The sequence below is a fragment of the Pseudomonas serbiensis genome (assembly GCF_030580745.1).
In the GTDB taxonomy this organism is placed as follows: Bacteria; Pseudomonadota; Gammaproteobacteria; order Pseudomonadales; family Pseudomonadaceae; genus Aquipseudomonas; species Aquipseudomonas serbiensis.
This window is the reverse complement of the sequence record NZ_JAUQOO010000008.1, coordinates 102745-116837: the sequence shown is the minus strand read 5'-3', so window position 1 is coordinate 116837 and position 14093 is coordinate 102745. Positions and strand designations below refer to the sequence as shown.

Here is a 14093-nt window from a genome sequence, read left to right as displayed (position 1 = left end):
AGCTCAATTAACCATCAGGCTGGGGGGAGTCAGAGACGTGGCAATCCATGCCTCGAACGCGGGGGCGGTCAAAGGGCGACTGATGAGGTAACCCTGAGCCGTATCGCAGTGCCAACGCTCAAGCAAATCCAGGCTGTGCTGATACTCGACACCTTCAGCGACCACCTTGAGCCCCAGGTTGTGGCTCATCTCGATGGTGGAACGCACGATCACTGCGTCCTCGCTGGTTTCATCCAGATTGCGGACAAAGGACTGGTCGATTTTCAACTCCTGTACCGGTAATCGTTTGAGGTGTGCCAACGAAGAGTAGCCGGTGCCGAAGTCATCCACCGAAAGGCTGATGCCACAATCGCGCAGACGATGGAGAACAATCAGGGCTTTTTCCGGCTCACTCATCACGGCGCTTTCCGTGATCTCGAAAATCAGTTGCTCGGCAGGCACACCATGGTGTTTGAGCAGCGTGATGACATGCCCGACCAGATCGCTACCGAGCAGGTCGTCAGCTGAAATATTGACCGACAACTGGATGAACAGACCGCGCTTGTTCCACTCGGCCAACTGGCGCATGGCTTCTTCGATCACCCAGTTGGTCAGTAACTGGATACTGCCGGTGCGCTCGGCCAACACGATGAACTCGGCTGGCGAAACATTGCCGAATTGCGGGTGGCTCCAGCGCAACAAGGCTTCGGCCTGACGCACATGGCCTTTGCGGATATCCAGCTTGGGCTGGTAATGCAACATCAGCTCGCCATTCTGCGCAGCCTTGCGCAGGTCACGAATCAGGCTGATCTGGCGTTGGTGAGCAAGGTCGCGACCATCTTCGTAGATTTGCATACGGCCCGGCAGATTCACCGCGTCTTTACGCGCAATCGCCGCACGACTGAGCAACTCCTTGGGGGCGTCGCCGTTTTCCGGGTAAGTCGTGATACCGATACAGCACTCAAGCGAGATCTCCTGGCTATCGACACGATGCGGCTCGCTGAGTATGCGTTGCAGGGTGTCGCCCATGGCCACAGCGCCATCGCTGGTGGTGTGGTCCAGCAACAACAGGAATTCATTGGCCGTCAGTCGAGCCACGGTATCGCCAGAACCCAGTGCGTCCTGCAACTGCTGGCCTATCTGGCGCAGCAACTGGTCAACGCCATCGGCACCACAGCTTTCGTTGATCGACGCCATGTTCTCGATGCCGAGATACATCAATGCCACCGGGCGCTCTGCCGCAATCGCACTGCCCAGACGCTCGATGACCAGCGCCCGGTTGGGCAGCCCGGTTACCGCATCGTGCAACGCATTGTGTGACAATTGCCCTTCGCGCGTTGCGATACCACGCTGCATCGCGTTGATCGCGCCAGCGAGCATGCCCAACTCGTCGCTGCGCTTCATGGCTACCGGGGTTTCATAATCCCCGTCCTCGATACGCTTGGCCGCCAGAGCCAGTTCCCGAACCGGAGTGGACACACTGCGAGCCAGCGCCAGCGTACCGATCAAAGAAGCAAAGAGCGCAGCCAGGGATATCCAGAAAATCTTTTCATCCAGTGGTGCAAAAGCCTGCAAGGCCTTGTCCAGCGGGCTTTGCAGCAAGGCAATCACTTGCCCGTCGCTCGCCTGCCCCGTATTGGCCAGCATCAGTGCCTGGCTGAGAAAGTTCTGATTCAACTGCTCGGTGACGCGCATCTGACCTTCGGAGGAGTTACGCATCAGCTCGACCAGGCCAGGATGCAAGGCATCAGGCTGGGTACTGATCAATTCGCCCGGCTGGCCGTTTTCAACGGTCAGAAAGGAAACTTCCAGGCCACTGAGCGAGCGCAGTTCCTGGGCAATATCGCTATCGATGGCAAATCCCATCACCACACGCCCAAGGGGCAAGGGCGCCAGAACCGTACTTTCAACCAACAGATGCGGTATACCGCCGCCGGGAATGATCAGGACCGACTGCTTGTTGCGCTTGGCATTGCGCAACGCCTGGTCATAGACGAACTTGGAGCCTTCCGGCACCTCAGCCTCGGTACTGGCGACAACCGTACCGTCCATGCCCAGCAAAAACATGTCACTGGCGTTGATTCTTCCACCGTGGTTCAGCAACACCGAACGGATAGTCGCCGAGTCTTCGCTGGCTACCGCATCGCGGAATCCAAAATCGGCAGACAGCAATTGAACCGTGTCGCGCAAGCGCTTGCCGCGCAGCTCGATCAAACGTTCAAAAACCCGGCTACCCACTTCCAGTTGAGCCTGAGCCTGGGTACGGACCGCATCGCCAGTCGCAATCTTGACGGCAAAAAGCACCGCGCTGATCACGATAAGCAGCAAAGCAATCAATACACAGGCAATGCGCGCCTGAAAGCTGTTACGAAGACTCATCAATGAGCAGCCTTGTGGAAAGCCTCGCCAAACGCCCCTGGCGCGGGCTTGGCAGGTTTATCTTCAGCCTTGATCTCGACATCGAGGTTAAAACGCTGGGCAAGGCCCGACGCTGGAATATCTAACTCACCTCCCGGCACCGGCTGCATGTCTTCGGCCTGCGGATGCCAGAGCGTTGCCACGTAATGCCCGGCAGGCAGTTGGTCGAGCTTGAGGGTGCCATTGCTGTCGGTCACGCCGAACCATGGCTCGTCGGTGACATAGATGTAACCGACCATCCAGTCATGGATATTGCAGCCAAGCACCACGACACCCGCCTTGTCGAAGAGCAGGGGTTCTGAAGGTGTACCTTCATAAAGGCGTAGCTCGAAGCGCTTTGCAGGCGAGAAGGAATAGACCTGATGGCGAATGTTGTCACTGTTGGGGAATTTGACTTGCGCGCCGGTATGCACCGCCAGCACGCGAGGCGAAAACTCCTGGTCGCGCTGATCCATTTCAGCCTTGCCGCCGCTGGCAGCCGCTCCGGCTGGCCCCTTGAGCGTCAAGACAGCATCGGCAAGCGGTTTGCCTTGCTTGTCAAATACCTGAGCCGTCAAGGCAGCAGCCGATGCATTTGCAGCGGACCACACCAATAACCCAGCCAGGACAACAGAAGAAAATACTCTGGTCATACTCGATTCAATCCAAAACGGCAGTACTGAGAACAAGAACGCCAGCCTTGGCATGGTTTTGCATGCAGATGAACTGTCGACCCCATTAAGAGTACGCGACACCAGGCATAAAGCCATCACGCAATCAGAGCCTGAAAACATAAGGCATTGCCTTGTTTTTCACAGGCTGATCACCTCCTACTTACGCTATCGACCGTCCCCATTGAAACCTGAGGCGACTTGCCCCATCTAAGCATCATGTTCAATTTCGCAGGTGCCCTATGAGTGACCAGCAGAAAGACTCGCAAGATTTGCCTGATGACGCCGCCGAACACACGATCCACCTGAATTCCGACAACACGTCCCTTGCTCTTCCCGGCCAGAATCTTCCGGACAAGGTCTACATCATCCCGATCCACAATCGCCCTTTCTTTCCCGCGCAGGTCCTGCCTGTGATCGTCAATGAAGAGCCCTGGGCCGAAACCCTCGAACTGGTCAGCAAATCCGAGCATCACTCGCTTGCACTGTTTTTCATGGACACCCCTCAGGAAGATCCTCGCCACTTCAATACCAAGGCACTTCCCGAGTATGGCACTTTGGTCAAGGTTCACCATGCCAGCCGCGAAAATGGTCGATTGCAGTTCGTAGCGCAGGGTTTGAGCCGCGTACGTATCCGCACCTGGCTCAAGCACCACCGTCCGCCTTATCTGGTGGAAGTCGAATACCCGCAGCAACCCAATGAGCCGACCGACGAGGTCAAGGCCTACGGCATGGCCCTGATCAACGCGATCAAGGAACTGCTGCCGCTCAACCCGCTTTACAGCGAAGAGCTGAAGAACTACCTCAACCGCTTCAGCCCTAACGATCCCTCGCCCCTGACCGACTTTGCCGCTGCGCTGACCTCCGCCACCGGCGTCGAACTCCAGCAAGTGCTCGATTGCGTCCCCATGCTCAAGCGCATGGAAAAGGTCCTGCCGATGCTGCGCAAGGAAGTCGAAGTCGCGCGCCTGCAGAAAGAGATCTCCGCCGAGGTCAATCGCAAGATCGGCGAACATCAGCGCCAGTTCTTCCTCAAGGAACAGCTCAAGGTCATCCAGCAGGAACTGGGCTTGAGCAAGGACGACCGCAGCGCCGATATCGAACAGTTCGAGCAACGCCTGGAAGGCAAGACCCTGCCCGCCCAAGCCCGCAAGAAAATCGACGAAGAGATCGGCAAGCTCAAGGTCCTGGAAACCGGCTCGCCCGAATACGCAGTGACCCGCAACTATCTGGACTGGGCAAGCTCTCTGCCCTGGGGTGTCTATGGCGAAGACAAGCTGGACCTCAAGCACGCGCGCAAGGTGCTCGATCAGCACCATGCAGGGCTGGACGATATCAAGGCCCGTATTCTCGAATTCCTCGCCGTGGGAGCCTACAAAGGTGAGATCAGTGGCTCGATTGTCTTGCTGGTCGGCCCGCCCGGCGTGGGCAAGACCAGCGTCGGTCGTTCGATTGCCGAATCCCTCGGGCGCCCTTTCTATCGCCTGAGCGTGGGCGGCATGCGCGACGAAGCGGAAATCAAGGGCCACCGTCGAACCTACATCGGCGCCCAACCGGGCAAACTGGTGCAGGCGCTCAAGGATGTGGAGGTGATGAACCCGGTCATCATGCTCGATGAAATCGACAAGATGGGCCAGAGCTATCAGGGTGACCCGGCATCTGCCCTTCTGGAAACCCTGGACCCGGAACAGAACGTCGAATTCCTCGACCACTATCTGGACCTGCGTCTGGACCTGTCCAAGGTGCTGTTCGTCTGCACCGCCAACACACTGGATTCGATTCCCGGTCCACTGCTGGACCGGATGGAAGTGATACGCCTGTCCGGCTATATCACCGAAGAAAAGCTCGCCATCGCCAAGCGTCACCTGTGGCCCAAGCAACTGGACAAGGCCGGTGTCGCCAAGACAAAACTGTCGATCAGCGACAGCGCACTGCGCGCCGTGATCGAGGGCTATGCACGCGAAGCTGGCGTACGACAGCTGGAAAAACAGTTGGGCAAGCTGGTGCGCAAGGCGGTGGTCAAACTGCTGGATAAGCCTGACTCGGTGATCAAGATCGGCAACAAGGATCTGGAGGCTTCTCTGGGCATGCCAGTGTTCCGCAGCGAACAGGTCCTGTCCGGCACCGGTGTCATCACGGGCCTTGCCTGGACCAGCATGGGCGGCGCCACCCTGCCGATCGAGGCGACACGCATCCACACCCTGAACCGGGGTTTCAAACTGACCGGGCAACTGGGTGACGTGATGAAAGAGTCCGCCGAAATAGCCTACAGCTACGTCAGCTCCAACCTGAAAAGCTTCGGTGGCGATACAACGTTCTTCGACGAAGCCTTCGTGCATCTGCACGTCCCGGAAGGCGCAACGCCCAAGGACGGCCCGAGTGCCGGCGTGACCATGGCCAGTGCCTTGCTGTCTCTGGCACGCAACCAGCCGCCGAAAAAAGGCGTGGCCATGACCGGCGAACTGACCTTGACCGGACATGTTCTGCCAATTGGCGGGGTGCGTGAAAAGGTCATTGCGGCACGGCGACAGAAGATAAACGAACTGATTCTTCCGGAACCCAATCGCGGAAACTTCGAGGAGCTTCCCGATTACTTGAAGGAGGGACTGACCGTACACTTCGCCAAACGCTTTGCGGATGTGGCAAAAGTACTGTTCTGATACTTTCGCGAATGGGCGGCGTTCCGCCCATTCGCGAAGTTCCACAAGCGCTACTGGTTAGCGCGTTGTTCCAGGTGCATCCAGTCGACAATTTCACCTTCAGGCATATAACCGACGACCAGCTCACTCAGCATTTGCCGGACACGTGGGTAGTCATCTGTGGAAATAGCCTCCAGCAGCGACACCAGTTTGTCTTTGAGGATGTCCCACGGCAGGAAATCTTCCTGGGCACTCATGATCATCGGGTGACGGGTAGGAACCACGTTATCGCCGATCAGAAGCTCCTCATAAAGCTTCTCCCCGGGACGCAAGCCGGTGAACTCAATGGCGATATCGCCATGGGGATTTCGCTCGGAGCGCATGCTCAACCCTGACAGATTGATCATGCGTTCGGCCAGCTCGACGATCTTGACCGGTGCGCCCATATCAAGCACGAAGACGTCACCACCCTGCCCCATGGAGCCCGCCTGAATCACCAGTTGAGCTGCTTCGGGGATGGTCATGAAGTAGCGGGTGATATTGGGATGAGTCACCGTCAATGGCCCGCCGCTCTTGATCTGCTTGTGAAAAAGCGGGATCACGGAGCCCGAAGAGCCCAGCACATTACCGAAGCGCACCATCGTGAATCGGGTCTTGTTGACGTGGGAAACATTATTGCTGCCGCTGAACAATACCGGCGCAACTTCACGACTCAGCGCCTGGAGGATCATTTCGGCAAGGCGCTTGGTACTGCCCATGACATTCGTGGGCCGAACCGCCTTGTCAGTGGAGATCAGCACGAAATTGGCAACGCCAACCTGCAAGGCAGCCTGTGCCGTGTGCAAGGTCCCCATCACATTGTTCAAGACACCTTCGGCGCTGTTGTGCTCGACGATCGGCACATGCTTATAGGCTGCGGCGTGATAAACCGTGTCGACGTTCCAGGTCCCCATCACATCGACCATCTTGTCGAAGTGGCGGACCGAGCCCAGAATCGGCAGCAACTCAACATCCAGCGAACCCTGCTGAACCTGCTTCTCCAGTTCACCGAAGATGCTGTAGAGGTTGAACTCGCTGTGCTCGAACAGCAGCAGCCGGGAAGGTTTCAGAAACAGGATCTGACGACATAGCTCAGATCCTATCGAGCCGCCTGCTCCAGTGACCATTACCACCTTGCCGGTAATGCAGCGCTCCAGCAGATCATCCTGTGCAGACACCGAATCGCGACCGAGCAAGTCAGCAATGCCGACTTCCTGGATGTCATCGACCTTGACCCTGCCGCTGGCCAGATCCATGAAACCCGGGACGCTGCGTACATGGATCGGATAGCCTTCCAGGTACTCGAGGATCTCGCGACGACGGGCACGGGTCGCTGACGGGATCGCCAAAAGAATCTCTTCTGCTCCCGTGGCATCGATCATTTGCTGGATATGCCTGGGCTTGTAGACAACCAGCCCGGCGATGGTGCGCTTGGTCACGCTGCTATCGTCGTCGATGAATGCCACCGGGCGCATCATGCGGCCCAGGCGCAAGGCCGCGACCAGTTGATTACCCGCAGCACCAGCGCCATAGATTGCGACCTTGGGCAATCCATTGTCGCGTGACGTAAAGGGCACATGCTGGGATGCCATGAACCAGTCACCCAGAAAGTACTGGCGCATGATCAGACGCAAGCCACCGATCATGACCAGACTCAGCCACCAGTAGTTGAAAACCACTGAGCGAGGAACAACTACTTCATGGTCGCCATACCAATACACCACCACCGACACCAATAAAGCAGAAAGGCTGACTGCCTTGCCTATGGCAATCAGCGCATCGTTGCCGAAAAAGCGCATGACGGCACGGTACATGCCAAAGCGGATAAAGATGGGGATCGTCAGTACAGGTGCGGCCGAGAACAGCCATAAGTGCTCGAAGATGGATACGGAAGCTGCATCGAACCCCAGTCGCACGACGAACGCGAGCAACAAAGCGACCCAGATCAGCACAATATCGGCACCAACCTGCACTATTCGCTTGTTCTTGCGCGAAAGACCCAGCATTCGCGAGCGTAATTTCATCATCATCCTTCTACCTCCACCTCACTCCATGTCGCTTCGTACCGACTTCACGTCGCATGGCGTCGTTGAAAACCATTTATATCGCAATCAGCCTGCAAGGCGCTTCGCGCCCTGAACTTGAATGCCACTACCCGTTGAAAGAACCACCCTTGCGTTATTTGCCCGGGTTTTCCTGATAGTGGCGCGCGACCATCGACAAGGCCTTATCCACGCTAACCGGAGGAGTCCAGTCCAATAGCGAGCGTGTTTTCTGGATATCGACCTGCAAGGACCCGCAAAGACGCTGTGACAGCGAACGCTTGCCCAGAAGCCTCGCAGCCAGCACGAGCAAGGCAGACGGTATCGGCAACAGGCGCGCCGACTTGCCAAGCCCACTCGCCATACGTTTGAGCAACAGGGTAGTCGACAGATCTTCGCCATCGCTGACCAGAAACGTCTGGTTGGCAGCGGCTGGATGCGTCATGCAGGTCACGATCAGATCGACCAGATTATCCAGAGCAACCAGACTGCGCCGATTGTCGATTGCCCCGAAAGGCAGTGGAACGCCTTTGTCCAGCCAGCGCATCATCGACAGGAAGTTGGCTTTCACTCCCGGCCCATAGACCAGAACCGGCCGGATAATCACCACCTCCAGCCCCGTCTCCTCGGCCAAGGCACGCAGACCTTGCTCGGCTTCCATCTTGGAGATCCCGTAAGGGTCAATCGGAGCCGCAATATCGTCAGCACGGTAAGGCTGGCCGGGCAAGGTGCCTTCGCCGTTGACCTTGATGGAACTGATGAAGATAAAACGTCGCACTCCCGCCGCTGCCGCCTGACGGGCCAGATTCAATGTGCCTTCGACGTTGACCTTGCGAAACGCAGCCAGCGGGTCGGCCTCAGTGTCGGTCATGACATGCACGCGGGCCGCCGCATGAATCACCACTTGCACATCCTGGAGACTATCCTGCCACTGCGTCTGTCCATCCAGGCCGGCAATCTGAGCAAGCGTGACAGAGGGATCGATTTGCGCCGAGGAACCGCGCACAGCGGCAGTCACTTTATCGCCCCGCTTGAGCAGACTGGCGAGCAGCGCTTTACCGACAAAACCGGTTGCACCTGTCAGTAAAACAGAAGAGGGGTTCATGGCTGGCTCACTTTGCGAAGGGTAGCTTGACGAAAGAGGGTTTCCAGACGCATCAGAAGATTGCCCTTGGCGTAGTGCTGCTCGTAATAGTTGCGCCCGGCACGGCCCATACTGTCGCGCTGGGCAGGGGCAGTATTGGCAAGTGAACGGGTAATGGCTGCCAGACCCTGAGCGTCACCAGAGTCACAGGCAAAACCGGCACCGGACTCACTGATCACACGCGCCGCCTCACCATTGATCATCCCCAATACAGGCCTCCCGGAAGCAAGATATGCCTGAACCTTACCCGGAATGGTCTTTTCAAATACGTCATTGGTTTTCAGCGATACCAGCAAGGCATCGGCCTGGGCAAACAGCCCCGGCATCGCCTCCAATGGATGACGACCGAGAAGATGCACGTTATCCAGTTGCCTGGCAGCGATCTGTTCGGCAATCCATTCACTCATGCGGCCATCGCCGACAATAACCCAGCGTACGGCATGGCTGACGCGCAACGACTCGGCAGCATCCAGTACAGCCGGGAAATCCTGAGCCTCGCCCAGATTGCCAGCAAACACGACCGTAAATACATTCGGGTCCTGCGGGATCAAATCACATAATGGCGGTGCCGAAGATGAAAAATCGTCCTCAGCCCAGCTCGGGAAGTAAACCAGACGCTCATCGGTAATCGGTCGGGTGCAATAACGCCGAACGTTGTCAATGAACCCGTGGGATTGCAGCAGCAGATAGTCTGTACGGTTATAAATCCACGAAACGACCTTGCCTACCAGCCCCAGCAGTAAAGGCTGCTTCACCACACCGACGGCACGCAAGGTTTCAGGCCATAGATCCAGCACCCATACAAACACTGGAGCACGCTTCAGGCGCCCGATCACCAGTGCCGGAATGGCAGCCATGATTGGCGAAACGGCATACACGAAGATCGTATCGAACTTGTGTTTGCGCAACTTGAAAGCCCCCAGGATCGAGGCGCTGATAAAGAACGACAGGTAGTTCAGCGCAAGACTGAGGCTGCGCTTGCCCCTGGGGACAAGCGGAACCCTTACCACCTCGGCACCGCAGTAGGGACTAAACTCTTCAGGCTTCTCGCGGTAACTTTCAAATACTTTCCCTTCAGGATAGTTAGGCAACCCCGTCAAGACGGTTACCTCATGCCCCTTCGCCGAAAGATCGCGGACCAGATCATTGATCCGCATGTTCTCAGGCCAGAAATACTGAGTCACTACGAGAACTTTTAACGCTTTTTCAGCCATTTCCACTACTCGGATCAGTACCGCTTCCAGACCACTCGATTCACATAGTCGGTATAGCTATGCAGGATACGTACGACCTTGTCCGAAACGTTGGGCATGCTGTAGTCGCTCACCAGACGCAAGCTGCGCACATCACCACGAGACTGGCTGTCCAGGATGCTCAAGCCTTGCAGCACACGCTCGGTTTCCAGACCGACCATCATGGCTGCGGCCTCTTCCATGCCCTCAGGACGCTCATGAGCTTCGCGCAGGTTCAATGCCGGGAAGTTCAGGATGGAAGCTTCCTCGTTGATCGTTCCGCTGTCGGACAGTACGGCCCTGGATTCAACTTGAAGCTTGTTGTAATCCTTGAAGCCCAAAGGCTTGAGCAACCGAACGTTGGCATGGAAGGTCACCCCCATCGCATCGACACGCTTCTGGGTACGAGGGTGGGTGGAGACGATCACTGGCAGGCCGAACTGCTCGGCCACGGTATTGAGCACATCCACCAGCTTGAGGAAGTTCTTGTCCGAGTCGACGTTCTCTTCGCGGTGCGCACTGACCACAAAGAATTTGCCAGGCTCAAGCCCCAGACGGGTAAGAACGTCCGAGTTGTCGATGCCTTCGCGGTAGTGCCCCAGCACCTCGAACATCGGGCTGCCGGTCTTGATAACGCGGTCTGCCGGCAGACCTTCGCGCAACAGGTAATCGCGGGCGATGGTGCTGTAGGTCAGATTGATGTCGGCCGTATGGTCGACGATGCGCCGGTTGATCTCTTCCGGCACGCGCATGTCGAAGCAACGGTTGCCCGCTTCCATATGGAAAGTCGGGATCTTGCGGCGCTTGGCTGGCAATACAGCCATGCAGCTATTGGTATCGCCCAGCACCAGCAGAGCCTCTGGCTCGATTTCAGCCAGCACGCGGTCGACAGCGATGATCACGTTACCGATGGTTTCTGCACCACTGGCACCGGCAGCATTCAGGAAGTGGTCTGGCTTGCGAATGCCCAGGTCCTGAAAGAAGATCTCGTTCAGCTCGTAATCGTAGTTCTGGCCAGTGTGGACCAGGATGTGATCGCAATGCTCATCCAGCGCAGCCATGACCCGCGACAGACGAATGATCTCTGGCCGTGTGCCTACGACAGTTACAATTTTCAGCTTTTTCATTTCAATATCCTGTCAACAGCGGCTCAGGCTTCGGTACCGACGGGGCGCGCATAAGTGTCTGGGTGTTCACGGTCGAATATTTCATTGGCCCAGAGCATGACGATCATCTCGTCCTCACCCACGTTGGTGATGTCATGGGTCCAGCCGGGTACGGTTTCAACGATCTGCGGTTGTTCACCCGTGGTGAACAGCTCGTAGAACTCGCCGGAAACGATATGGCGGAAGCGGAAACAGGCATTGCCCTTGATGACCAGAAATTTTTCGGTCTTGGAGTGGTGGTAATGCCCCCCACGGGTAATGCCCGGATGCGCCGTAAAGTAGGAAAACTGCCCGGAGTCCCGCGTCTTGAGCATCTCCACGAACACACCACGCGGATCACCGTGTCTGGGCACTTCATAGGTGAAGCGCTCAGGGGGCAGGTAGCTCAGGTAAGTCGAGTACAAGGCCCGGACCAGACCTGTGCCGACCGGCTCGGTGATCATTGACTGGCGGCTGTCGCGAAATACATACAGCTGTTCGGCCAGATCACCCACGGTAATCGAATACTGTGGCTCGACACTGACGAAAGGCGTACCCGCCAGCTTACCGTCCATGACGGCCAGGAAATGCCTGATCACATCATCGATGTAGACCAGGTTGATACGGGCCTGCGGATCGTTGATGCTGATCGGCAAGCCTCGGGAAACGTTGTGGCAGAACGTTGCAACGGCCGAGTTGTAGTTCGCACGCGCCCATTTGCCGAAAACGTTCGGAAGGCGAAACAGGTGAACCGGCACACCATGGCTGGCATTCAGTGCCACGAGCGCGTCTTCGGCACCCCGCTTGCTGCTGCCATAAGCATTGTCCAGTTCGGCCTGACTGGACGAGGTGTACAGAATCGGCACCTGACGGCCACTGCTCACAATGGCCTCACACAAGGCGCGAGTCAGATCGGTATTGCCCGTCTGGAACTCTTGCGGGTCTTGTGGACGGTTGACGCCCGCCAGGTGAAAAATGAAGTCTGCCTCGGCAACCAGCCCCGCAAGACTGTCCAGGGACTCGTCACGGGTAAAACGCAGTACCTGCACATCGGCCCGTTCCCCAAGGTGGGAAACAAGATTCTGGCCAACGAAACCGTTGGCACCCGTAATCAGAACCTTCATGTTCATTCCTCCGGCGTAGCGTGCTCGCCACGCTGGATTGCGCGCATGAAGTCCAGTTTGAGCAACAGGCGTTGCATGCCTTCGATATCCAGGCGCTCGGTGTTGTGCGAGTTATAGTCTTCGGTGCGCGAGATCTTGGTTTCACCCTGCTCCACGAACTTCGCGTAGTTCAGGTCGCGCAGGTCCGGCGGAATGCGGAAGTATTCGCCCTTGTCTTCGGCGCAGGCCATTTCTTCACGGCTCAACAGCGCTTCATACAACTTCTCGCCATGGCGCGTGCCAATCACCTGAATCGGATGATCAGGCTTGCCCACCAGCGCAGTCAGAGCCTTGGCCAGCACTTCGACAGTCGCGGCCGGGGCCTTCTGAACGAACAGATCGCCGTTGTTACCATGCTCGAACGCATAAAGAACCAGGTCGACGGCATCGCCCAGAGTCATCATGAAGCGCGTCATGTTGGGATCAGTAAGCGTCAGTTCTTTACCAGCACGAATCTGCTCGATAAAGAGTGGAATCACGGACCCGCGCGATGCCATCACGTTGCCGTAGCGAGTGCCGCAGATGACGGTCTTGCTATCGTCGACATTACGCGACTTGGCGACCATGACCTTTTCCATCATCGCCTTGGAAATGCCCATGGCGTTGATTGGATAGACGGCCTTGTCAGTGCTGAGGCAGACAACGCGACGAACTTCGTTCTGGATTGCGGCTTCCAGCAGGTTCTCGGTACCGATGACATTCGTCTTGACCGCTTCCATCGGGTGGAACTCGCAGGACGGAACCTGTTTCAGGGCAGCAGCATGAAAAATGTAATCGACGCCACGAGTGGCATTGAGCACGCTCTGGTAGTCACGCACATCACCGATGTAAAACTTCAGCTTGCTATTGGCATAGCGCTTGCGCATGTCATCCTGTTTCTTCTCGTCCCGGCTGAAAATACGGATTTCCGCAATATCACTGTCGAGAAAACGCTTGAGCACAGCGTTGCCAAAAGAACCTGTACCGCCAGAGATGAGAAGTTTTTTTCCGCTAAACATAATAATTCCTGAAAATGAGGCAGGCAGTCCTGGGATTAACGAGACCTCAAGGCCGAAAAACCAATTTGTCTTACTGCTGAGCGTTGCGATAACTGATCGATACAGCTCGATCAACGCCCTTGAAAACAAAAAAGCTGCCCGCAGCAACGCCTGCTACGTCCACGCTGCGACCATCCTGTGCATATTGTCCAACGAACCGTCGCCGAGTGTCGTGAGCAAAATCCAATGCTCACCACCGCTCGCAACTGACTGGCTGCTGCTTGCCGGGCAGTCGCTGTTTGTGGTCGATTAAACCGCAAATAGCCTGCCATACAAAAAACCTTGGCGATTGTGCCACTTCCCTATCGAAATGCCACCTCATTCTAGGCCCTGCGCTGCACACAAGACCTTTCTTTTGCCAAACGAACATTCAAGGCATACCGCCATCATCCTGTATCGACTGAAAAAGAGGAGCCAGTGACATCAAGATCCTCGACCAGCAACAATGGAAGAGCGCGAAACAATTTACGTTCTCGCCTGCGCGCAATCCATTCATAACTCCATGAGTTTATCGGGAGCTTAAATACTTCATGAAGATCAGACACAAAACCCATAATACGCCACTAATGCTGTATGACTTTTCTGAAATTCACAAAACTCCCCTA

At 56.6% G+C, this 14093-nt stretch carries 10 protein-coding genes; 2 read left to right on the top strand and 8 right to left on the bottom strand.

Annotated elements, in window-relative coordinates; genetic code table 11:
- Positions 1-3: 3 nt before the first annotated feature.
- Positions 4-2358 (bottom strand): bifunctional diguanylate cyclase/phosphodiesterase, encoded by a 2355-nt coding sequence (locus tag Q6A51_RS12515; RefSeq protein ID WP_201017393.1) that lies wholly within the window; start codon positions 2356-2358, stop codon positions 4-6.
- The gene (locus Q6A51_RS12510) at positions 2358-3029 is read right to left on the bottom strand and encodes a methylamine utilization protein (RefSeq protein ID WP_304574917.1); all 672 of its coding nucleotides are present in this window, start codon (positions 3027-3029) and stop codon (positions 2358-2360) included. The genes Q6A51_RS12515 and Q6A51_RS12510 overlap by 1 nt, the downstream gene beginning before the upstream one ends.
- Positions 3030-3289: 260 nt before the next feature.
- On the opposite strand from Q6A51_RS12510, the gene lon reads away from it, so the two are divergent.
- Positions 3290-5707 carry an endopeptidase La gene (lon, locus tag Q6A51_RS12505; protein WP_201017395.1) on the top strand — a complete coding sequence of 806 codons (2418 nt, stop codon included), beginning with the start codon at positions 3290-3292 and terminating at the stop codon, positions 5705-5707.
- Positions 5708-5757: 50 nt separating this feature from the next.
- On the opposite strand, the gene Q6A51_RS12500 is transcribed toward lon, so the two are convergent.
- The 6 genes from Q6A51_RS12500 to Q6A51_RS12475 form a co-directional block, all read right to left on the bottom strand.
- Entirely contained in the window at positions 5758-7752 is a 1995-nt protein-coding gene (locus Q6A51_RS12500; protein WP_201017529.1) for a polysaccharide biosynthesis protein, read from the bottom strand.
- A 151-nt stretch (positions 7753-7903) separates the two neighbouring features.
- Positions 7904-8872 (bottom strand): UDP-glucose 4-epimerase family protein, encoded by a 969-nt coding sequence (locus tag Q6A51_RS12495; RefSeq protein WP_304574916.1) that lies wholly within the window; start codon positions 8870-8872, stop codon positions 7904-7906.
- Positions 8869-10125, bottom strand: a complete 1257-nt coding sequence (locus tag Q6A51_RS12490) for a glycosyltransferase family 4 protein (RefSeq protein WP_304574915.1) — start codon at positions 10123-10125, stop codon at positions 8869-8871. Before Q6A51_RS12490 ends, Q6A51_RS12495 begins: the two co-directional genes overlap by 4 nt.
- A 14-nt stretch (positions 10126-10139) precedes the next feature.
- On the bottom strand, positions 10140-11270 hold the full coding sequence (gene wecB, locus Q6A51_RS12485; protein ID WP_201000167.1) for a non-hydrolyzing UDP-N-acetylglucosamine 2-epimerase: 1131 nt from the start codon (positions 11268-11270) through the stop codon (positions 10140-10142).
- Between the two features lie 23 nt (positions 11271-11293).
- The gene (gene wbjC, locus Q6A51_RS12480) at positions 11294-12412 is read right to left on the bottom strand and encodes a UDP-2-acetamido-2,6-beta-L-arabino-hexul-4-ose reductase (protein ID WP_304574914.1); all 1119 of its coding nucleotides are present in this window, start codon (positions 12410-12412) and stop codon (positions 11294-11296) included.
- Between the two features lie 2 nt (positions 12413-12414).
- Positions 12415-13449, bottom strand: a complete 1035-nt coding sequence (locus tag Q6A51_RS12475; RefSeq protein ID WP_201000169.1) for a polysaccharide biosynthesis protein — start codon at positions 13447-13449, stop codon at positions 12415-12417.
- Between Q6A51_RS12475 and Q6A51_RS12470 the strand changes: the two genes are divergently transcribed.
- A complete protein-coding gene (locus Q6A51_RS12470) occupies positions 13385-13741 on the top strand; it encodes a hypothetical protein (protein ID WP_304574962.1) in 357 nt (118 codons plus the stop codon). The genes Q6A51_RS12475 and Q6A51_RS12470 overlap by 65 nt on opposite strands.
- The last annotated feature ends 352 nt before the right edge of the window (positions 13742-14093 follow it).

Coding starts and splice junctions, on each gene's coding strand:
- Q6A51_RS12500 (WP_201017529.1), bottom strand. CDS start 7,752: ATGATGAAATTACGCTCGCGAATGCTGGGTCTTTCGCGCAAGAACAAG.
- lon (WP_201017395.1), top strand. CDS start 3,290: ATGAGTGACCAGCAGAAAGACTCGCAAGATTTGCCTGATGACGCCGCC.
- Q6A51_RS12490 (WP_304574915.1), bottom strand. CDS start 10,125: ATGGCTGAAAAAGCGTTAAAAGTTCTCGTAGTGACTCAGTATTTCTGG.
- Q6A51_RS12475 (WP_201000169.1), bottom strand. CDS start 13,449: ATGTTTAGCGGAAAAAAACTTCTCATCTCTGGCGGTACAGGTTCTTTT.
- wbjC (WP_304574914.1), bottom strand. CDS start 12,412: ATGAAGGTTCTGATTACGGGTGCCAACGGTTTCGTTGGCCAGAATCTT.
- wecB (WP_201000167.1), bottom strand. CDS start 11,270: ATGAAAAAGCTGAAAATTGTAACTGTCGTAGGCACACGGCCAGAGATC.
- Q6A51_RS12515 (WP_201017393.1), bottom strand. CDS start 2,358: ATGAGTCTTCGTAACAGCTTTCAGGCGCGCATTGCCTGTGTATTGATT.
- Q6A51_RS12495 (WP_304574916.1), bottom strand. CDS start 8,872: ATGAACCCCTCTTCTGTTTTACTGACAGGTGCAACCGGTTTTGTCGGT.
- Q6A51_RS12510 (WP_304574917.1), bottom strand. CDS start 3,029: ATGACCAGAGTATTTTCTTCTGTTGTCCTGGCTGGGTTATTGGTGTGG.